This window comes from Enterococcus sp. AAFC-DPL-5182 (assembly GCF_058216605.1).
Genome location: NZ_CM177101.1, coordinates 1,845,405 through 1,866,554, shown reverse-complemented (window position 1 = coordinate 1,866,554; position 21,150 = coordinate 1,845,405). Strand labels below are relative to the sequence as shown.

Annotated in this window: 23 protein-coding genes; 4 read left to right on the top strand and 19 right to left on the bottom strand. The window is 35.8% G+C overall.

Features of this window, described 5'->3' with window-relative positions:
- Positions 1-33: 33 nt before the first annotated feature.
- The 7 genes from AC4BB7_RS08600 to AC4BB7_RS08570 form a co-directional block, all read right to left on the bottom strand.
- Positions 34-672, bottom strand: coding sequence for a beta/alpha barrel domain-containing protein (locus AC4BB7_RS08600; RefSeq protein ID WP_490485076.1), 639 nt, complete (start codon positions 670-672; stop codon positions 34-36).
- The gene (gene dapA, locus AC4BB7_RS08595) at positions 641-1,573 is read right to left on the bottom strand and encodes a 4-hydroxy-tetrahydrodipicolinate synthase (protein WP_490485075.1); all 933 of its coding nucleotides are present in this window, start codon (positions 1,571-1,573) and stop codon (positions 641-643) included. The genes AC4BB7_RS08600 and dapA overlap by 32 nt, the downstream gene beginning before the upstream one ends.
- Positions 1,574-1,595: 22 nt before the next feature.
- Complete coding sequence (locus tag AC4BB7_RS08590; protein ID WP_490485074.1) at positions 1,596-2,204, bottom strand: KpsF/GutQ family sugar-phosphate isomerase; 609 nt, start codon at positions 2,202-2,204, stop codon at positions 1,596-1,598.
- Positions 2,205-2,240: 36 nt separating this feature from the next.
- A complete protein-coding gene (ulaA, locus tag AC4BB7_RS08585) occupies positions 2,241-3,500 on the bottom strand; it encodes a PTS ascorbate transporter subunit IIC (RefSeq protein ID WP_086312997.1) in 1,260 nt (419 codons plus the stop codon).
- A gap of 31 nt (positions 3,501-3,531) precedes the next feature.
- Positions 3,532-3,810, bottom strand: coding sequence for a PTS sugar transporter subunit IIB (locus AC4BB7_RS08580; RefSeq protein WP_490485073.1), 279 nt, complete (start codon positions 3,808-3,810; stop codon positions 3,532-3,534).
- 12 nt (positions 3,811-3,822) lie between these two features.
- Positions 3,823-4,269: a PTS sugar transporter subunit IIA gene (locus tag AC4BB7_RS08575; protein ID WP_086312995.1), complete on the bottom strand. Its 447-nt coding sequence runs from the start codon at positions 4,267-4,269 to the stop codon at positions 3,823-3,825.
- Between the two features lie 418 nt (positions 4,270-4,687).
- Positions 4,688-5,131, bottom strand: a complete 444-nt coding sequence (locus AC4BB7_RS08570) for an NUDIX hydrolase (RefSeq protein WP_490485072.1) — start codon at positions 5,129-5,131, stop codon at positions 4,688-4,690.
- Positions 5,132-5,304: 173 nt separating this feature from the next.
- On the opposite strand from AC4BB7_RS08570, the gene gloA reads away from it, so the two are divergent.
- Together gloA and AC4BB7_RS08560 are read left to right on the top strand one after the other, a co-directional pair.
- The gene (gene gloA / locus AC4BB7_RS08565) at positions 5,305-5,679 is read left to right on the top strand and encodes a lactoylglutathione lyase (protein WP_490485071.1); all 375 of its coding nucleotides are present in this window, start codon (positions 5,305-5,307) and stop codon (positions 5,677-5,679) included.
- A gap of 161 nt (positions 5,680-5,840) precedes the next feature.
- A complete protein-coding gene (locus AC4BB7_RS08560; protein WP_490485070.1) occupies positions 5,841-6,560 on the top strand; it encodes a gamma-glutamyl-gamma-aminobutyrate hydrolase family protein in 720 nt (239 codons plus the stop codon).
- A 52-nt stretch (positions 6,561-6,612) separates the two neighbouring features.
- On the opposite strand, the gene AC4BB7_RS08555 is transcribed toward AC4BB7_RS08560, so the two are convergent.
- From AC4BB7_RS08555 to AC4BB7_RS08545, 3 genes are all read right to left on the bottom strand, one after another.
- On the bottom strand, positions 6,613-7,437 hold the full coding sequence (locus tag AC4BB7_RS08555) for an aldo/keto reductase (protein WP_490485069.1): 825 nt from the start codon (positions 7,435-7,437) through the stop codon (positions 6,613-6,615).
- A gap of 84 nt (positions 7,438-7,521) precedes the next feature.
- Entirely contained in the window at positions 7,522-8,550 is a 1,029-nt protein-coding gene (locus AC4BB7_RS08550) for a glucosaminidase domain-containing protein (RefSeq protein WP_490485068.1), read from the bottom strand.
- Between the two features lie 179 nt (positions 8,551-8,729).
- Positions 8,730-9,746, bottom strand: a complete 1,017-nt coding sequence (locus AC4BB7_RS08545; RefSeq protein ID WP_490485067.1) for a branched-chain amino acid aminotransferase — start codon at positions 9,744-9,746, stop codon at positions 8,730-8,732.
- Positions 9,747-9,885: 139 nt separating this feature from the next.
- Here AC4BB7_RS08545 and AC4BB7_RS08540 point away from each other — a divergent pair, with 139 nt between their 5' ends.
- On the top strand, positions 9,886-10,818 hold the full coding sequence (locus tag AC4BB7_RS08540; protein ID WP_490485066.1) for a mechanosensitive ion channel family protein: 933 nt from the start codon (positions 9,886-9,888) through the stop codon (positions 10,816-10,818).
- A 266-nt stretch (positions 10,819-11,084) separates the two neighbouring features.
- On the opposite strand, the gene AC4BB7_RS08535 is transcribed toward AC4BB7_RS08540, so the two are convergent.
- From AC4BB7_RS08535 to racE, 9 genes are all read right to left on the bottom strand, one after another.
- Positions 11,085-12,212, bottom strand: a complete 1,128-nt coding sequence (locus AC4BB7_RS08535) for an N-acetyldiaminopimelate deacetylase (RefSeq protein WP_490485065.1) — start codon at positions 12,210-12,212, stop codon at positions 11,085-11,087.
- 311 nt (positions 12,213-12,523) lie between these two features.
- Positions 12,524-13,729, bottom strand: a complete 1,206-nt coding sequence (locus tag AC4BB7_RS08530; protein WP_086312987.1) for an ABC transporter permease — start codon at positions 13,727-13,729, stop codon at positions 12,524-12,526.
- Positions 13,726-14,406, bottom strand: coding sequence for an ABC transporter ATP-binding protein (locus AC4BB7_RS08525; RefSeq protein ID WP_086312986.1), 681 nt, complete (start codon positions 14,404-14,406; stop codon positions 13,726-13,728). Before AC4BB7_RS08525 ends, AC4BB7_RS08530 begins: the two co-directional genes overlap by 4 nt.
- Complete coding sequence (locus AC4BB7_RS08520; RefSeq protein WP_490485064.1) at positions 14,399-15,550, bottom strand: efflux RND transporter periplasmic adaptor subunit; 1,152 nt, start codon at positions 15,548-15,550, stop codon at positions 14,399-14,401. Before AC4BB7_RS08520 ends, AC4BB7_RS08525 begins: the two co-directional genes overlap by 8 nt.
- Before the next feature lie 181 nt (positions 15,551-15,731).
- On the bottom strand, positions 15,732-16,433 hold the full coding sequence (gene dapD, locus AC4BB7_RS08515) for a 2,3,4,5-tetrahydropyridine-2,6-dicarboxylate N-acetyltransferase (RefSeq protein ID WP_490485063.1): 702 nt from the start codon (positions 16,431-16,433) through the stop codon (positions 15,732-15,734).
- 112 nt (positions 16,434-16,545) lie between these two features.
- Positions 16,546-17,043, bottom strand: coding sequence for a cyclic-di-AMP-binding protein CbpB (gene cbpB, locus AC4BB7_RS08510; protein WP_086312983.1), 498 nt, complete (start codon positions 17,041-17,043; stop codon positions 16,546-16,548).
- A gap of 160 nt (positions 17,044-17,203) precedes the next feature.
- The gene (locus AC4BB7_RS08505) at positions 17,204-17,719 is read right to left on the bottom strand and encodes a metallophosphoesterase (RefSeq protein WP_490485062.1); all 516 of its coding nucleotides are present in this window, start codon (positions 17,717-17,719) and stop codon (positions 17,204-17,206) included.
- Between the two features lie 10 nt (positions 17,720-17,729).
- Positions 17,730-19,076: a ribonuclease PH gene (gene rph, locus AC4BB7_RS08500; RefSeq protein ID WP_490485061.1), complete on the bottom strand. Its 1,347-nt coding sequence runs from the start codon at positions 19,074-19,076 to the stop codon at positions 17,730-17,732.
- Between the two features lie 59 nt (positions 19,077-19,135).
- On the bottom strand, positions 19,136-19,954 hold the full coding sequence (gene racE, locus AC4BB7_RS08495; protein ID WP_490485133.1) for a glutamate racemase: 819 nt from the start codon (positions 19,952-19,954) through the stop codon (positions 19,136-19,138).
- Positions 19,955-20,395: 441 nt separating this feature from the next.
- Between racE and AC4BB7_RS08490 the strand changes: the two genes are divergently transcribed.
- The gene (locus tag AC4BB7_RS08490; RefSeq protein ID WP_490485060.1) at positions 20,396-21,124 is read left to right on the top strand and encodes an amino acid ABC transporter ATP-binding protein; all 729 of its coding nucleotides are present in this window, start codon (positions 20,396-20,398) and stop codon (positions 21,122-21,124) included.
- Positions 21,125-21,150 lie beyond the last annotated feature (26 nt).

The following is a 21,150-nucleotide window of genomic DNA, read 5'->3' as shown; positions in this document are numbered from 1 at the left end:
CTTTTTTGAAACGCTAAAGCGTTTAGCACTTTCTTACTTTTTTTTCATCTTATATTTAATCACTGCCTGTTTCAATTGTTTGGCATTTGCTGTAATTTCTTCCTTCGTTCCCTTGGTCAACAGACTACCAACCCCTATACAATCTACTCCACTTTCTAACCACTCGTCAATATTCTCTTTGTTAGCTCCCCCAGATGACATGATCGGAAGATAAGGAGTTGGTGTTTTCAATGTTGTAATCAGTGTCGGTCCATAATACGTTGAAATTGGAAAAGCTTTGACCATTGCAGCTCCTGCTTCGATTGCTGTGATCATTTCTGTAACACTGCTGCAACCAGGCATATAGGGGATTTGATAACGATTACATAATTTACACACTGATTCATTATAATTTGGAGCAATGATAAATTTTGCGCCAGCTAGGATTGCTAACCTAGCTGTTTCACTATCTAACACTGTTCCAGCCCCGATTAATAATTGTTCTTGATAATGTGTATTTAACTGTTCTATGATTTCGCTCGCATTGGGTAAAGTATAACTGATTTCTAAGCAGTCCACACCACCTTCTAAGCATCCACCTGCAATTTCAATTGCACGCTCAATTGTTTCCACTCTAACTATTGCCATAATAGCTGTTTCTTCAATTCGGTTCAGTATAGTTGTTCGGAACATTGTTATCCTCCTCTGTGGAAAAATTTTTTTTATAGTATTCTATTGTTTTAGCTACATCTAAAAGCGATTCACTATCTAACGGCTGAACTGGTAACCTTGGTTGACCAACATCGATCCCTTGATAAGTGATAGCGGCTTTTAATGCTGAAGGAATGGTTCCTAATTTTAAAATACGACGAAATTCTTCAATACTGTCTTGCATCATACGCGCTTTTTCTATTTTCCCTTCTAACCAATATTGGTAAATTGCTACATCTATTTCAGTCAATACATTTGATGTAGCCGCAATTGCTCCAGTAGCACCAGCTTGTAATGCATCAAGTATCAAAGAATCTGATCCTGCTAAAACACAGAAATCTTTATTTTTTGATGCGTCAATATAGCCTTTTATATTTTCTATTTTGCCACTACTATCCTTGATCCCGATGATATTTTGATGCTCAGCTAACTTTTCAACTGTGTTACGACTAATATCAGTTCCTGTATTTTTAGGTATGTTGTATAACAAAATAGGAGCAATTTTTGCGTCGGCAATCGTTTGATAATGCGTAATCAATTCACTTTCAGTAGGAGCAACAAAGAACGGTGTGATAACAGATAGTGCATCCGCACCTAGTGAAGTCATTTCTTTTGATAACTTGATTACTTGGTTTGTACTATTTCCGCCAGTCCCTACATATACTGGTACACGGCCGTTGGTTTCAGTAATGACGATTTCAGCGAATCTTAATTTTTCAACTTCACTTAAAACATGAAATTCCCCATTCGTTCCAAGAATAAACAGTCCATTAACCTTTTTGTCGATTAAATGATTCACTAGTTTTTTTGTAGCCACTATATTGAGTTTATTTGTTTTATCTATTGGTGTGACCATTGCTGTAATGATTCCTACGGGTGTCATTTTGGCTCTTCCTTCCCTACTTCTACTTTGAACTACTTTGCCCTAAAGTTCCTCCAGGATGCCATTTTATATAGTCTTTGTTTGTGATCCCTTTTTCTTCTTGTAGCAATACGCTCAAAGATTGGAGAATCAGTACTTCCGCTAAAATTGAAGCTCGTGGTGGCTTATTTAAAGAATCCCCTTCCTTTGTTACACCTGCAAAAAGGAAACAATCACTATTTTTTGACAGCCACGAACTTTTTTTGCCAGTAACAGAAATAATTTTGGCGCCGTTTTTCTTTAATGTTTGAACCGTTTGTTTTAATTCTGCGGTTTCACCACTATTCGAAATAGAAAGGACAACGTCTTCTGCTCTAACCTGACCAGCTGAACCGTGAATCGCCTCGGTACCATCTAAAAAATAGGCTGGTGTTCCTGTTGAAGATAATAACGAAGCAATATATTCTGCAACATGACCAGGTTTTCCAATTCCAGTCACATGAACTCGTCCGCCTTTTTTTTCCGAAGTTAGAATCAATTCCTTTGCAGCTAATAATGGCTCTATTGATATTTCTTGAATAAACTTATTTAGTTCCTCAGATGTATTTTGAAAAAAATTCAATAATATTTGATCTGTTTGTTGCTTCATCATTCCATTACCTCCAGTTTACTAAATTAGGCACCTTGCTTAACTAAATAAATTTAATAGTTTCTCGAGGAAAATTCCGATTACATTGTAATCTATATTCGGAAACGTTGACCCTTCCAGTCCCATACTTCCGTAAACGGGGTAAAGTATCGTTGGTAAAAACGCTAATAGCAGACCAATAATAAACGATCCAGCTACCGCTCCACGCCATCCTCCAGTTGAATTACCAAAGACTCCTGCTGTTCCACCAGAGAAAAAGCAAATATGCGCAGCTGGAATAATAACGATTGGAAATTTGAAAATCACCATGATTGCCACACCAACTAGCCCTGCTGCGTAGGCCGATAAAAAACCAACAATGACAGCCGTTGGAGCATATGGGAAAACAGTTGGAACATCTAATGCAGGTCGAGAATTTGGAATAAATTTTTCTGAAATAGAAACAAAAGCTGCCGTAATTTCAGCTAAGAACATGCGAACCCCTGTCATTAAAATAGACATCCCTGCAGTAAAAGTAAATGCTTGAATCATTGGGAAAACTAGCCAATGAGTTGTTCCCGCCAACTCTTGTGTGACTGATCGGCCAGCTTTTAAAGCGGATACATAAAAGAGAATCAGCATAATAACCGCAACACCCATTAAAAAATCTCTAAAAAATGACAACCATTTGGGAAAGTTAATGTGCTCAGTACTTTTATCTTCATGTTTACTAAAAAGCTTTCCAATATAGCCTGATAAAGAGTAACCAATCATATTAAAATGCCCGATTGCAACATCGTCGCTTCCAGTAATTTTCCGCATAAAAGGTTGACATAGTTGAGGCAGCGCAGCAGAACAAAAGCCTAAAATCGTTCCTCCCAAAATAATTGCTGCAATATCTGAAATACCATGTGACTTGATGATCAGTGACAATACACATGCGAAGAACAAACTGTGACCTGTTGTAAAGAAGATGTTCTTCATCGGTGTGATACGAGCAAAAACTAAGTTCATTAGAAATCCTAAAATCAACGTACAAGAAGTTACTAAAGCATATTGTTCTTGAGCCATAGCCGTTGCTGCTTCTGGTGAAGCAACAACCCCTACTATATTAAAACCTGTTTGAAATAGCTTATTGAAATTTTGCAATGCGCCAGTCATCAATGCTCCACCAGCACTAAAAACCATGAAACCAATAATCGTTTTAAAGGTGCCTGTTAGTATTTCTGTCCCTGTCTTCTTTTGAGCAACAAGTCCCACGAATGCAACGATACCTAGCAAAACTGCTGGCGTGCTTAAAAAACTAATAATAAAATCCACTTTTTTTCATCTCCTTGTGTTTGCAATTGTATCAGCCATTCAGAAATTGGCTTAGTTTACTTTCAATTTCAATTTTATCGACAATATTGTTGATCCCGATGATTGTTTGCTTTAATCCTTGTGTTTCCAACTCTTTTGCAACATCCGCCAAAGTTATCAATAAGTCACCATCAAATCCTGGTACCGCATCCAAAGAAGAATGTTCAACTTGTATTGGAAAACCATTTTCCTTTATTACTTGCTCCGTTTTAATTTTTAACATTAGACTTGACCCTACTCCAGCTCTACAAGCTACAAGTGCTTTATGCATAGTATTCATCTCCTATTCTGTTTCAATAATATAATTTAAAATGTCCATGGGTTTTTCTGCTGTATCTAAAACTTGATAAAACTTTTGATCACTTAATAAGTTGACGAGTTCAGCCATAGATTCTAAGTGAGTTTCACTATCTTTAGCGCTCATACAAAAAAGATATTTGACTGGATCATTCGCTTTATTTCCTGAGGCGATTGGTGTTTTTAATGTTGTGATACCCATTGCTAAATCCAGCGCACCAAATTGTGTTGGTGCGTGGGGCAGTGCAACATGTTTTGTAACCACAATATAAGGCCCTGAGGTTTGCGCTGTTTCAATAATCTTATCAATATACTCTGCTGTGATTTTTCCACCATTGAGCAGAGGGCTAGCCGATTTTCGGATTGCATCTTCCCAATCGGAAGCGTCAATTCGTAGTTGAATAAATTCTTCTTTTATCATTTCACTTAACAATATGCAACACCCCTTTTGAGTTTAACCAAGCGTACGACTTATTGGTTCTATTTCAATATAATCTGTTTATGAAAGGGTTTCAATCTCTTTTGAAGCCTTATTTTGTACTTAGTTTAAACAAAAAGTGGTCTAACAAAACCTTGCACGTTCAGCAAAAACCGCTATCTGCTATAAAGGATTTAGAAAATGTCATGTATCTTGTTCAATCACTCATGTAAATGGCTTCTCTCTTACAGCAAATGCATCATTCAAAAACAAACACTGAACTAAACATTCTTATTTCAGCGATAAAAATAAAATTTCTCATGATTTTTCCATTTTGTTTTTCATTTTCTTTAAAAAAACTAGGAGAACCATACATAAGGCGATTATCCTCATGCATGGTTCTCCGAATCTTCTTATTGGTACCCATTAGCTCTTATTGATTGTCTTTCCATTTATGTACTGCCCATTTGTGACTACCGCGTTTTAGTAACTGAATTCCTTCCTCAACCGTAACCCAACAAATGGTATTCGTCTTCTCTAAAGGTTCACATACTTGTGTCCAACCGTCTGCAACAAAGAAGTAACCTGGATTATAATAGTCTGTACTTCGGTGTCTTGAATGAAAGTACTCGTCTGATTGTCCTAGATACTCACCAATGATCACTTCAAATCCAAGCTCCTCGATCATTTCTCGATGAATTGCAACTTCTTTAGTCTCTCCTGGTTCAATTTCTCCGCCCGGTAAAAAATATGCTCCATTAGGTGCCTGAACCAAGACTATTTCTGTTGCATTACTTCTTGACACGATAATATAAGCACCTAGCCTTTTTTTATAGACCAGTGTATCCGATTTTTCACCGAATGACGGTGTTTTCATAAAAACAACTCCCTTTTCTTTTAATCTAATTTTACATGAGAATTTTCTCATGAACAAGTAATATCTTATCATTTCGCTCACAATTTTATTCCAGTCTATGCTACTATAAAAATATCAGTAGATTATTTCGATGGTTTACGATAATATCCACTTTTGAAAGGAAGATGACTCATATGAAAATGGCTCACACTTGTGTTCGTGTTAAAGATTTAGAAGCGTCGTTAGAATTTTATCAAAAGGCATTCAATTTTGAGGAAAGCCGCCGTCGTGATTTTCCAGAACATAAATTTACTTTAGTTTATCTAACATTGCCAGGTGATGGTTACGAACTAGAATTAACGTATAATTACGATCATGAAGCTTACGAACTAGGCGATGGTTATGGTCATATAGCTATTAGTACAGACGAAATCGAAAAATTGCATGAGGAACAAAAAAGTGCCGGTTTCACAGTTACAGATATGAAAGGTTTACCTGGAACTCCACCATCTTATTATTTTATTACAGATCCAGATGGCTATAAAATCGAAGTCATTCGTACTCGTTAAGAGTAAAAAAACAGTTAATCTCTTTTTAGGTCATTCCTACTTTGAGCTTAACTGTTTTTTATTGTATTTAGATTCAACTATGTTTTAAAGCCATTTAGCCCCCTATTTTATAAAAAAAGTGATACACTGTTATCCTACATATTAATTGAGGAAGTGATTTAATGACAACGATTATCGGCATAGCTGGAAATCAAATTATTCAATCCGTTGATGTATTTAACGGCAACCATGTAAGTTATACACCACAAGGATTTGTGACCGCTGTTCAAAAAGCTGGCGGATTACCGATCATATTGCCAATTGGAGAGAAACAAGCCGCTGCGGACTATATTTCTAAAATAGACAAATTATTATTAGCTGGCGGACAAGATATTTCTCCAGATTTATTTGGTGAAGATCCTCATCCAAAACTAGAAGAAACAAATCGTAGTCGTGATCTGTTTGAACTAGCTTTGATCAAAGAAGCCATTAAACAAAATAAACCTATTTTTGCGGTCTGTCGCGGCATGCAACTTTTAAATGTTGCTTTGGGTGGAACTTTATACCAAGACCTCTCATTATATTCTGACTGGAAGGTTAAACATGGACAGCAGCCTACTCAGCCGCAATTTGCAACACATGATATCCAAATAGAAAAAAACAGTATTTTATATCCATTACTTGGCGAAAGATATCGGGTTAACTCTTATCATCACCAAGCTCTTAACACTGTAGCTTCTTCTTTAAAAATTACTGCAAGATCATCTGATGGTATTGCAGAAGCAATTGAGTCGGAAAACCCTAAGCAAAGAATATTAGGTGTTCAATGGCATCCTGAACTTCGCTTTGATGTAGAGGCAAAAGAATTTAAGTTATTTGATTATTTTGTAAATCAATTATAAAAAGCGATGGGAATTTGGTTTTAATCAAATTCCTATCGCTTTTTTCATGGCATTAAAAATCAAAATTATCTGGATCAGGACCTAAACGTTCATTTTTATTTAGGTCACCAATACGTTTGATATCTTCTAAAGTCAATTCGAAATCAAATACATCAAAATTTTGTTCGATCCGCTCTTGATGGACTGATTTTGGAATCACAATGATATCGTTTTGTAGATGCCAACGAATAATCACTTGTGCAGCAGTCTTATTATATTTTTTACCGATGTCAACTAATGTAGGATTTTCCAAAATTTTCCCTTGTCCCAACGGCGACCAAGCTTCAACTGCAATTTTATTATCTGCTAAAAATTTACGTAAGGGCACTTGTGTTAATGTAGGATGGATCTCTATTTGATCAACCACGGGTACAACTTTAGCCTCTTTTAACAAATCTTCAATATGGTGTTTATGAAAGTTAGAAACCCCAATTGCTTTGGCACGTCCGCTTTGATAAATCTCTTCCATTGCCCGCCAAGAATCCTTATATTTCCCTTCTACCGGCCAATGAATCAAATATAAATCAATATAATCTAAACCAAGCTTATTCAAGCTCTCATCAAAGGCTCTCAAAGTTGACTCATATCCTTGATCAGCATTCCATAATTTAGTTGTTACAAAAATTTCATCTCGAGGAACACCAGAGGCACGGATTCCTTCACCAACACTAACTTCATTTTTATAGGCTGCAGCGGTATCAATCAAACGATAACCAGTTTCTAAGGCCCATTTCACAGAATCAACTGCTTCATCTCCATCTTTCACTTGCCAGACCCCTAATCCTAAACGTGGGATAATCGAACCATTCATCAATTCTTTTGTTTTTCTAAAAGACATGCTTTTTTCATTCCTTTCTTTAAAAAATGAATACAAATTTAGTATACTCCTTAAAAGACAAGATGAACACTAACAAGATTACAATCAAGAAAAGAGATTGTTCAGTTGTCTTACCCATTCCGAACATTTAATGTAGTGATCCTTTATTAAAATGAAATATTTCGTACTCTCCTCTTTATGTTTTTTTGATTTGATTTCCTGAAGTTTATTGTTCATTAAAGCACGGATATTTTTAATTTTTATAAATTTCACATTAAATTCCACTGTTGCATATGAATTTTCTGGTTCAATTATTTTTTCACTTTGAAAGTCGTCATAATTGATCAATCCATACATTTCAATCAACTGATTCAACTTCTCTGCATAGTGTATGTCAGTTGCATATTTTCCAGTTAGAAATGCTGTTGCTTCCTGGTAATTTTTTGTTTCGCTTTTAAAAGCACCTTTATAAAAGTCAGAATTTCCAATTAGTCCGCCATTTAACAGTCTTGCATAATCTTCTAGAGATTCTTTATACGTAGGATATCGGCGAAATGTTGACTCAATAGAAAATAGATTGCCTTTTCCGTCATCTTCTTGCGTTTTCATCACCACAGACCTTCCTTCATAGGCTCCTTTGATTCCAAACAAATTAAAATAAGGATCACAAGCTAAGCTACTCGTACCAGCACCTGATTCTAAGATTGCTTGGGCAATCATTATTGAGGCATATAAATGATAGTCATGTGCGATTTTTTCAGCATGCTTGCCAATTACTTGAATGAAATCTTTAGTTGCTTGATTCTCAGTAATCACTATATCTGAATTAGTCAGTTGTGTTGGAAGTATTTCTTCCTGCTCCGGTTTTAAGCTATCAATATCATTATTTACAGGTTCAGATGAAATCTGTATGTCCTCTTTTTTTATTTGTATATCCGCGGTCGACTCCCTCACTGTATCATGATGAATACTTGTCTCTGTACTTGATGTTGAGCAATCGACACTTTCGATTGAATCTGTTATTTGTTCAATATCATTTTTGTTTTTTACAAGCGGTACTGCAATTGCAAAAATTGGCGATAGAGTCGAACTAAAAACTGTGATCATTGCTAAAAATAATACTTTCTTTTTCATTTGTATTCCTCATTTCTAATCTTTCTTCCTAAAATAGTAATACGCATTTATTTTAGTTTTTGATCAAAAATGAACGAAACGAATGTTTTTCCTTTAGCAAAAAAAAGAAAACAACGAGAGCTTTTCGTCATTTTCTTTATTAGAAAGTTGCTTGTCCTTTGACAACACCTTTATCTTTTCTATATCTGTATTTTTCTGATCCAACCATCGGGTGCAGCGATATCACCAAACTGAATCCCCGTCAGTTCATCATAAAGCTTTTGAGTGATCGGTCCTACTTGAGTTTCGCTGTAAAACACGTGGAAATCGTCATACGTTTGAATACCACCAATTGGTGAAATTACAGCGGCTGTTCCACAAGCTCCAGCTTCTTTAAATTGATCTAAAGAATCAATGTACACATCTTCTTCTACTGCTTCCATGCCAAGGTTATGTTCGGCCAAATAAAGTAGTGAATACTTAGTTATACTTGGTAAAATTGACGGCGATAATGGTGTGATGAAACGATCATCTTTTGTGATTCCAAAGAAATTAGCTGAGCCAACCTCTTCGATTTTCGTATGTGTTGCAGGATCAAGATAGATACAATCTGAAAAGTGTTTTTTTCGTGCCTCTTCCCCTGGCAGCAAGCTAGCTGCATAGTTCCCACCAACTTTAATTGCACCCGTTCCTTGAGGTGCAGCACGATCATAATCAGAAAATATAAAGTTTGTCGGAGTTAAACCTCCTTTGAAATAGGCACCTACAGGCATACAGAATACCGTAAAAAGATATTCTGGCGCTGGATGAACACCAATCCCTTCACCGACACCGATCAAAAGCGGACGAATATATAACGTTCCGCCGCTGCCATATGGAGGAACAAATGCTTCATTAGCCTTTACAACGTCCTCAACTGCACGGATAAATTTATCTTCTGGAACCTCTGCCATCATTAAACGTTTCGCACTACGATTCATCCGTTTAGAGTTTTCATCTACTCGAAAAAGATTGATTGAACCATCTTTACAACGATATGCCTTTAGTCCCTCAAAACATTGTTGTCCATAGTGAAGTGCGGCTGACCCTTCATGGATATGTAGCGTATTATCTTCTGTTAGTTTTCCTTCATCCCATTGCCCATCCTTCCAAGTCGAAATGTAGCGAAATGGTGTTTTTATATAATCAAAACCTAATGTATCCCAATCTATTGTCATACAATCACTCCTTATTTTCAGAATATTGTAACACATTTCCCATATTTTTGTTAAGCTTTTTCATAAATAATGACATCTTTTTTCAAATTCAAGTATAATGATAAAGTAATCATCGATAAAAAAGAAAGTTGGGATATCCTTGTTTATTCTTGGACAATCAATATCCAGTAAAACCGTTGAACGTACAATGGATTCGACACTTGATATAAAAGCTGTCACTGAAAAAAAAGTAAACGCTCTTCAGCGTTTTTGGAATGGGATCAATTGGGACCAGATTCTCGCTACTTTGATTGAAAAAGCGATTTATCTACTCTTTTTAATTCTTCTTTTTGTGATTTTGAATAGAATAGGTAAGATGCTTATTGATAAAACATACGGTAACTATAGTAAGAAACAAGCATTTAGTGAAAGCCGATTGAAAACATTACACACTTTGATCAACAATGCTTTCCAATATACACTTTTCTTCTTTTTCATTTATTCCTTGCTAACGGTAATCGGGGTACCTGTGGGCTCGCTTCTAGCTGGAGCTGGTATTGCTGGTGTAGCTATCGGTTTAGGTGCTCAAGGGTTTATGAATGATATTATTACCGGTTTTTTTATCATTTTAGAACAGCAAATGGATGTGGGAGATTATATTCGTTTGACTGCACTTGGAATTGAAGGAACAGTTACAGCGGTAGGCCTTAGGACAACGCAAATGAAAGCCTTAGATGGCACTGTTCACTTTATTCCAAACCGCAATATAACAACCATAAGTAATCTTTCCAGATCAAATATGCAAGTTTTGATCGACGTTCGAATTATGCCTGATGAAGGATATGATCAAATCACAACAATCATTGATCAAGTCAATCAAGAGTTAAAAGAAAAGTACGCCGAAAGCATTCAAACTGGACCGACGATTTTTGGTATGGTAGATCTTGGTAATGGGAATTTCGCTGTTCGTACAACGATGTATGTGCTAAATGGAAAACAAGCACCTATTAGGGAAGAATTTTTGGCACAATATGTAAAAAAACTGTCTGAAGCTAATTTCACGATTCCAAACACACCAATCACACTAAAATGAACTATTATGAACGAGTAAATAAAAAGTAGAAGGTAAGATCATCTCTAAATGAGTCTTACCTTCTACTTTTTTACTCTTCCTTAAAACTGCGCATTATCTGTCCCGTTTCTTTTTCTTGCACATCACTAGCTCCATCTATTACAAATCGAAACTCTCAAAGTCTTCCTTGTTCTCACCAATAACAATATAATATGTCGTATTGTTCCTGTTACTCAGAGCAACAATTCTTCTTTTTTTCATGATTTTAACACTCCCATAATTTCCCTTTATTTATCCAAAGATAGCAAGAATTTGCTAATATGTTTTACGGCAAAAGGAATCGCTTCTTCTTTAGGATCAAATTTAGCAGAATGAAGACCATATGGACTATCTACACCTAACCAAAACATCATTCCCGGCACTTTGGATAACAAATAACCAAAATCTTCCCCCGTCATAGCCACTTGTGCCTCTTCAAAGAAAACATCTGGATCGGATTCCATGAACGATATAAAATTTTCAGTAATTTTTTTATTGTTAATAACTGGAACATACCCCTTCTGATCTAGCATTACGTGTACCTCACAGTTAAAAGATTTTGCAATTCCTTCTCCAATCTCTCTGATTCTAGATTGCGTCAATTGATTCATTTCCTCTGTCAATGTCCGAATTGTACCAGAAATCGTTGCTTCACCAGCAATCACATTTGTGGCGGTCCCTGCATTAAATGTCCCAAAGGTTACAACTGCTCCCTCAACTGGATTAACATTTCTACTCACAATCGTTTGAGCCTGCTGAACAAGACTCATCCCTGCTATAATCATATCGTTTGAGTCATGCGGGAATGCAGCGTGTCCACCTTTACCTGTTAGAGTGATTTGGACTTCACAAGTGGCAGCAAAAAGTGTACCGACTTTTGTTGTGATCATCCCCAATGGTAATTCAGGGTTGACATGAAGACCATAAAATTCATCTGGCAACCAAGAGCCAAATGCATCCTCTTCATACATCAACATACCACCAGCTTCATTTTCTTCTGCTGGTTGAAAAAGAAACAAATAATTGTTCTCAGGTTGTTGTAATGTCATTTGTTCTAACAATCCTAAGCCTATAGTCATATGAAAATCATGACCACAGGCATGCATATACCCTTTATGGGTGGACTGAAAATCAGAAATGACCTCTTCAGTGATTGGTAAACCATCGATATCAGCACGCCAACCAATCGTTTTTTTAGGATTTTTCCCATGAATAAATACTAAAATGCCTGTTCGCCAAGTTCTATATTCTACAAATTCTTTCTCTATTGACTGGATAATTTCTAATAAAAGATTTTGTGTTTTTTTCTCTTCTAACCCTATTTCTGGTATTCGGTGCAGCTGTCTACGAATCTCAATTAATTGTTCTTGAATCACTGTTCATCTGCCTCTTTTCTTTTTCACTATATCTTATTGTTGAATAAAAAGGTGTTTATGTCAATCTTTCATTGAGAGAAATTTTATTTCATTTAAGTATGCAAACATAATCAAGTCTTCGTAAACACTCTAAATAATTTTGAGTAAATACGTTAAAATTCACCAAAAATGTCCCTAATGGTTTTGTCCACCTTGCCATTAACAATAATATGAGTAACATCTCCTAATGGAAATAAGTGACTAGGACATAAACTCCTTAAGTCATGTCCCAATCACTTAGAATTGGTGTAAATAATGGAAGCAGATTCCGATTATTTCATAATATCAATCAAATCTTTTTTAGAAGCAGCCGATGCTGGCATATAGCTAAAAACAACACCGATCAAAACTGAAATACCGACCGCTAAGGCGATTGTAAATAAGTCTGGTCGAACTGCAAAAGGTAAAAATAATGATGAAATAAATCCTAACATCATCCCTAATAGATAACCAATCATGCCTCCCAACAAAGTCAAAGTTAATCCTTCTGCTAAAAATTGCTTTCTGATATCTTTTTCAGTTGCACCTAAAGCACGCCGGATGCCTATTTCTTTTGTCCGCTCAGAAACTGAGATATACATCATATTCATGACACCTACTCCAGCAATAAATAGTGAAATACCTGCCACGGCAGAAATAAACAGTGTAAGATTATCCAAGATGCTTCCCATCTGATCAATATCAGATTTTGGATTGTACAGTTCGTACTCCCCGATATTTCTGGTACTACCATTAAAATTTAATTGTTTTAAAACGTCTCTGATCACTTTCTCTTTATCTTGACCAACTTCTGATTCCACATTCAGAATAGATTGGGTCTCTGTTTTATTAAAATAGTGATCATAGCTCTTAATTGGAAAGTAAGCAAGAGGTTCCTGATTTTCCATTGAGAGTGTACCACTTGTGCTAACTTTGACCCCAACAACTGTAAATAATTCATTTGCGACTTCAAATCCCTGTCCAATTGCTTTCTCAGCATCTCCATAAAGTTTTTGAGCTAGAACTTCATCGATTACAACCACTTTATTCAATGTTTCGCTATCTTTTGGTTCGATTTGTCGCCCTGTCAATAAATTTATAGTCGTTTTTTTAACTCGTTCTACTTTTTTTGTTAGTTTTTTGCCTTTAATATACAATTCTACTTGGCGTTCTGTTAATTTTTGTTTTGTCTTATAAAAGTCCACTTTTTTTACGCCTTTTATACTTTTAATTAAATCAAAGTCACTTTTTTTAAAGACTTCACTCTCGCTAAAAGCGTTAGATACATCATAATAATTAAAGGTGATGTTGCTAATGTTTTCGTTTGTGTTGGTCATTGACATTTTATCAATCATATCACGCTTAAATCCATTACCGATAGAGACTATTGTGATTACGGAGGCAATACCAATAATGATCCCAAACATTGTTAAAAAACTGCGTTTTTTATTTTTCAAAATTGATTTCAACGCCGTCTTCCATATAACGAAATTTTTCATTTAATCAGCTCCTCTTCAACGATGGCACCATCTTTCACTCGAATCAAACGTCCGCAATAAGAGATCATCTCAGGGTTGTGAGTTACCAAAATAATTGTTACGCCTTCTTCTTTATTCAAGTCTTGGAACAATTGCATAATATCTTCAGAAGTTTTTGAGTCTAATGCACCTGTTGGCTCATCTGCAATGATAAACCTTGGGGAATTAACAATTGCCCTTGCGATTGCTACACGTTGTTGCTGACCACCTGAGAGTTGCTTTGGATATTTATTCCCTTTATCAGCTAAGCCCACTTTCTCTAATACTTCATAGACTCTCTCTTTAGTATTGGTGTATGCCGAGCCGTTATATAATAAAGGTAATTCAATATTTTCAAACACAGTATTATTTTCAATCAAGCTGAAGTTTTGAAAAACAAAACCAACTGATTTATTTCTGATAGCAGAAAGTTGCTTATCAGAAAAATCGGTAATTTCTGTTCCTTCAAATAAGTATTTCCCTTCAAACTTCTTATCGATAAAACCAATCAGATTGATCAATGTTGATTTTCCTGAACCAGACGGACCCATAACGGCCACAAATTCTTTTTCTTTGATTTCAAAATTAATATCCTTCAAAACATGAAGTTGTTCTTCTTCCAAAGAGTAAAATTTATTGATTTGTTCAAGTTTAATCATTTTCGACCACCTGCACTTCTGCATTATCTTTTAAGGCTTCATTTGGGTTTCCGATGATTTTGTTCCCTTTTGAAACGCCTGACTCCACAATTTTAGAACCATTTATATCAGCTATTTTTACATCAGTTTTAACGGCTCGTCCATTTTTATAAACGAAAACAAACGTTTTATTTTCTTTCGTGACGATAGATTTCTCAGGTAAAACCAATTGCGGTTGTGGTAATGAGACTTGTACAGATGAGCCATATGCCCATGGGAAATCTCCATCTACAATAAACTCATAAGTTGGAATCTCTGAATCACTGCCATTTTTTGATCTAGGTAATTGGTTGATGCTGCTGATTTTCCCTTGTGCAGTCTGGTTGGAGCCGATGGATGTCACACTGACTTCTTGTCCAATCTTTAGTTTGTTTAAATCATACTCTGTAACCGTTCCTTTGGTTTGCTTCTCCTTACTCAACACTTGTATCAAAGGCTGATCCAATGATTTTTTTCCAGCTTCATTGACCATCGCTACACCATCGATTGTTGCGTTTATGGTTGATGTTACTTTCCCTTTTTCTGATTCTAATGCTGCTGATTCATCGTTAACTTCTGTATAAGCAAGATCTAATGCTTGTTGTGCCTGAATCGCATCATTATTAAAACCCGTTACTTCTGTTTGTTGCTGTTCGATTTTTCCTTTTAGTTCTTCTTTTTTATCAGGATCAACTTCTCGGTCAAAATCAGCTTTACTTTGATTCAAACTTGCCTGTGCTTCATTATAACGGGCTTGTGCTCTGCTTAAATTTTGAGCTGCTTGCTGAGCCGATAAGCTGCTTTTATTTACAGTGCGCTGTTGTTGATCTGCTCTAGTCTGAGCCTCACCATTTAAGTAATTAAGAAGAACCTCTCCATTTTTAACTTCTTGTTCATGTTTAACTGGAATATCCGTAATGGTTCCCAAGGTCTGATCATAAAAGATATCTTCGGTTTGGGTTGCTTTAACTTCTCCTTTCAATAGGAGTGGATCTAATTCATTTAAAGTAAAAGCACTATAACTAGGTTCAACTTTTTTTGAGGAGGAAAAAAAGAGAAAATAGCTTCCCACGCTTACTCCAATCAAAATACCACCAATAATTAATTTCATCTTTTTGTTTTTCATATTACTTGTTCCTCCTACTTAATCTTATAAAACTAATTATAATCAGTTTTAAACTTATGGAGAATTGAATAGGCGAACATTTAGCTTACACATTTGAAAGTTTAATATAACAAAAAAATGGCTTAAAACTCAACATGAGCTTTAAGCCATTTTTTATATTTAATTGTGTTGACCTTAACTATTATAGTTTACGTAGTTCTTCCATCATGTTTGTTTTGCTTTTTGTTTTTGCATCAATATCTTTTATCTTTTTAGCTGGTACACCCGCAACTACAGTAAAAGGTGCTACATCATCAACAACGATTGCTCCAGCTGCAACAACAGCACCTTCACCTACTCTAATCCCTTCTAGAACAACAGCATTCGCACCAATCAACACATTATCTTCGATAACAACTGGCTCCGCGCTTGGCGGTTCAATAACACCTGCCAAAACAGTTCCTGCACCGATATGACAATTTTTACCAACAGTAGCTCGTCCGCCTAAAATTGCACCCATATCGATCATTGACCCTTCACCGATCACAGCGCCGATATTGATCACGGCTCCCATCATGATTACAGCATTATCACCGATCTCAACTTGATCTCTGATTATAGATCCTGGTTCAATACGAGCGTTGATTTCTTTTACATCCAGCATCGGAATTGCAGAGTTTCTCGAATCATTTTCAATAACATAATCGATAATGTTCTCTTTATTTTTTTCAAGAAACTCTTTGATGACCTTCCATTCACCGAATAAGGTTCCAGTCTTACAATTAGTAAAAGCTTGAATGTCCTCAGGAAAGATCACTTCTTTGAGTTTACCTTTCAAGGTAACTTTCACTGGTGTTTTTTTTTCAGCATTCCCGATATAATGAATAATTTCATATGCGTCCATCAAAATAACTCCCTTCAAATTAAAAAAAAGATTGATTTGTAAAAAAAACTAGTTGTCTTTGTGTAATTTGTTTATCAAAAATAGAAAAAAGTGATTCCTTCGTTTAAAATGATCAAATCACTTTCATCTCCATCGTTTCTCCATCAGATTTCGGTAAAATAATATTCTTTCGCTCTAATTCATGAGCCATGTGATTAATTGCCTTTAACAATTCTTTGCGCGTGATGATCCCTTTAAAACATTGATTATCATCTACTACTGGTAAAAATGCCGCGTCTACCAATAAATGAAGAACGTCTTCTAATTCCCATTTTTCGCCTATTACAGGAACATTGACTTCCATCACATCTGCTACAGTAAAGTCTTTTAATTTATCAAAATCAACAGATGTAATATCGAACATTTTATCGACAACATCAGATAGACTAATCAACCCGACAAAACGATCGCCTTTATCTAAAACAGGGATTTTTGAATATTTCACTTGTGATAAGACTAGTAGAGCATGACTTAGCGGATTTAAACACATTACATTTGCCACATTTTCCGCTGGTATCAAAAACGTTTCTTGTTTTTCTAATAATAATTCTTTTACAGCAGTTCCAATCATTGGAGTGCCTCCATTTCATTTTCTTTGCCACAACTATCATTGTACAGAAAACGGATGCAAATGTCTTTAAATTCAAACTTTTTTCATAACTCTTAAAAAAAATTAAGATTTGTCCTTATTTTCTTCACTTTTGTTTCTTGAACAAATTTCGTTTGAAAAATTAGTTTTTATTAAAAACAAAGTGCAATTCTTTATATGGTTGGTGTTTTCGCCCATAATATTGAACAATTAGTTGCTCAGGCGTACTTTCAATTATTGCATAAGATTTTAGTTGAATCGGTCCTCTTGGTTGACTGATACTGCCTGGGTTCAGGTAAAGAACATTTGCCCTGACTTCACACCCAATCTCATGTGTATGACCAAATAATACGATATTTGCATTGACTTCAGCAGCTTGTAAAGCAAGAGAAGTCAGGCCTGTTCGTACATTAGATAAATGTCCATGTGTCATAAAAATAATATCTGTTCCACTTTTTTCTACTATAACGTTTGGGAAATCAGGATCATAATCGCAGTTTCCTTTAACGACAATAAAATCATTCCACAAGCTATCAGTCGGTTCTAATTCTGAATCACCACAATGGAACATTTTATCTACTTTGCCTCGATATGTTTCTGTCAAATCGACTAATATATCACGATCACCATGATTATCACTTACCACTAGATACTTCATCTGATTCCTCCTAATTTTTCAACCAATTTTCCCACTGATCTTTTAATTTCGCAACAGCTTTTCCTCTATGACTGATTTCATTTTTCCGACTATCTGAAAGTTCAGCCGCCGTTTTTTGTTCTTCTGGTATGAAAAATAAAGGGTCGTAACCAAATCCGTGATCGCCGCGAGGAATAGTCCCGATTTCACCTGCCCAATCGCCTTCTACCACTAAACTATTTTTATCTGGAGCAGCAAAAACAAGTGTACAATGAAATGTCGCTGATCTTTTTTCTTGTGGTACTCCTGTTAATTCGTGAAGTAGTTTTGCATTGTTAGCAGCATTATTTGTGGGTTCCCCAGCAAATCGCGCTGAGAAAATCCCAGGCATCCCATCTAATGCATCAACGATCAACCCTGAATCATCCGCTAAAACAGGTTGTTTCAAAATACCCGCTATTGTCTCTGCTTTTAAGCGAGCATTTTGTTCAAACGTTTTCCCCGTCTCTTCAACATCTGGTAGTTCAGGATAATCTAACAACGTTTTTACAGAATAGCCTTTTTCAGCAAATATTCTCTTAAACTCTTTGGCTTTTCCTGGATTTCTAGTTGCGATAACGATTGTTTTCGTTTCTGATGGAAACGTCTTTTCTGTTACTTGGTGCATCAAAGCTTCTTTTTGGTAAGCGATCAGGTGCTCAATCCCTGTTTTTCCATAGAACAATAACGAATTTAGTTCATCTCCTGAAAACGTTGCTTCTTCACCAGTACCTTGAAGTTCAACAAAATTACCAGATTCCGTCATCACTAAATTCATATCCACAGCAGCAGCAGAATCTTCCGTATAATCTAAATCAAGAACACACTCGCCATCACTTAAAATGCCAGCACTAACTGCTGCTAGGTATTCTTTAATTGGGTCCTCTTGTAAAACGCCTGCTTTTAGCATTTTTTCAACTGCGATTTTCATTGCTACAAAAGCACCAGTAATGCTTGCAGTACGAGTACCGCCATCGGCTTGGATAACATCACAATCAACGATAATACTTCGTTCACCTAATTTTTTCAAATCGATAACGGCTCTTAAGGAACGCCCAATCAATCGTTGGATTTCCATTGTTCTACCAGTCAATTTTCCTTTGGCACTTTCACGAATATTTCTTGTATTAGTAGCTCTTGGAAGCATGCTATATTCGGCGGTTACCCATCCCGTCCCTTCACCTCTTAAAAACGGTGGTACCTTTTCTTCCACGGTTGCAGAACAAATCACTTTCGTATCACCAAAAGAAATTACAACAGATCCCTCTGGATGTTTGTAAACATTGGTTTCAATAGTAATTTTCCTTAATTCCTTGGCTTGCCTTCCATCATGTCTCATCTATTTCTTCCTCCCTTTAGTTAGCAATTAAGTTTTTCATGCAATTTTACAGGTGAAACTCATCGTTTAAATTGTGATAATCGTACTTGCTGAACCGTCAGTTTTTCTAAATTTAGCCAATCATCTGCAATTGTCTTAAACATATTGGCAGATCCTGTTGTATAAAATTCATTTGGTTCATTTTTAGACTGCGGGCTATTTGCGATATCAAAATAATCCAACAGCATACTTACTTCACTAACTGTTTCAGCTCCTGAATCAATCAACGTCACCTGATTCCCCATTATATTTTGAATCAAAGGCCTTAATAACGGATAATGAGTGCAACCCAAAATCAGTGTATCTAGCTTCTTCAATTGTAGTGGATTTAAGGTTTCTGATACAATTTTTTTCGCTACAGAAGAATGAAATTCATTACTTTCAACAATTGGTACAAATTTGGGACAGGCCAAACTAGAAACAAATGTACTAGGAGCCTTACTTTTTAACGCCTCCTCATAAGCACTACTTTTAATTGTGCCAGCAGTACCAATAACACCAATACGATTATTTTTCGTAGCTTTCAATGCAGCCCTGGTGCCAGGTAAAATCACCCCAACAACTGGTATATTTAATTGTGCTTTAATTTCCTCTAGTGCAACGGCTGTCGCAGTATTGCAAGCAATCACTAACATTTTAATTTTTTTCTCTAAAAGAAAATTTGTCATTTCCCATGTAAATTGAATTACTTGTTCAGCCGGTCTGGGTCCATAAGGACACCGTGCTGTATCTCCAAGATAGATCAAGCGTTCATTAGGTAGTTGCCTTAGCGCTTCTTTAACCACCGTGAGCCCACCGACCCCAGAATCTATAAATCCTATTGCTTCATGTTTATTCAAGTCAATCAAACCTTTACAGTATTTTTTCAACACTCTTATTCTCTACTTTTTAGTACTTTTTTTCAAGTTTTATTATCACTAACTCCTATTATATCATTCTTTATAAAGTAAGTTTTCAATTGTTCTTCTTGGTGGCTTTAAAAAAAACTGGTAATCTCTTTTTTCGTATGTTATAATTTCTAACATTAACGAATGAATAGATTTATGATGATATGATTAAATTGAAAAGAAAATTATTTTTATAAACTCACAACACCCTAAGCTCCTTTCCGCTTAAAAAGCTTATAAAGTAGAAATAAAAGTCCATAGTATATAACTTTCCATTTTCTCAGTTTTGATTTTTTATTCGTTTCTTCATTTCTTATCTATCTATCTTATTCACTAATCAATCAACTATCATTAAATATGATGTGATAATTTTATACATAAAGGAGAATGACCATGATTTCGTTGGAACATGTCAATAAGTATTTTGGAGATCATCATGTATTGAAAGATGTTTCTTTAAGTGTCAACGAAGGAGAGAAGATTGTTATCATAGGGCCATCTGGTTCTGGTAAAAGTACTTTGATTCGTTGCATAAATCGTTTAGAAAAAGTCACTGATGGTCACATATTTGTCGACGGTATCGATATTACGAAACCTAAGGCACCCGTTCAACAGGTACGTCAAAAAGTAGCGATGGTTTTTCAAAGTTTTAACTTATATGCTCACAAAACGATTATACAAAACCTGACTTTAGCACCCATCAAAGTCAAAGGTGTTAGTAAAGAAGAAGCAACAAAAACCGGCATGGAGTACTTAGAACGGGTTGGATTAGCCGACAAAGCGAATGCTTACCCTGCTCAACTTTCTGGCGGTCAGCAACAACGTGTGGCGATTGCGCGAGCGTTGAATATGCATCCAGAAATTATTTTGTTTGACGAGCCGACTTCGGCTCTTGATCCAGAAATGATTCAAGAAGTGTTAGACGTGATGGTTGATTTATCTAAACAAAATATTACGATGATTTGTGTCACACATGAAATGGGATTTGCGCGTCAAGTAGCTGACAAAGTCATTTTTATGGATGACGGTCAAATCATTGAGACAGGTACGCCTGAGCATTTCTTTACTAGCACTCAAAATGAACGCGCAAAAGAGTTTTTAAGTAAAATCATTCATAATTAATAGAATAAAACAATTACAAGGAGGAA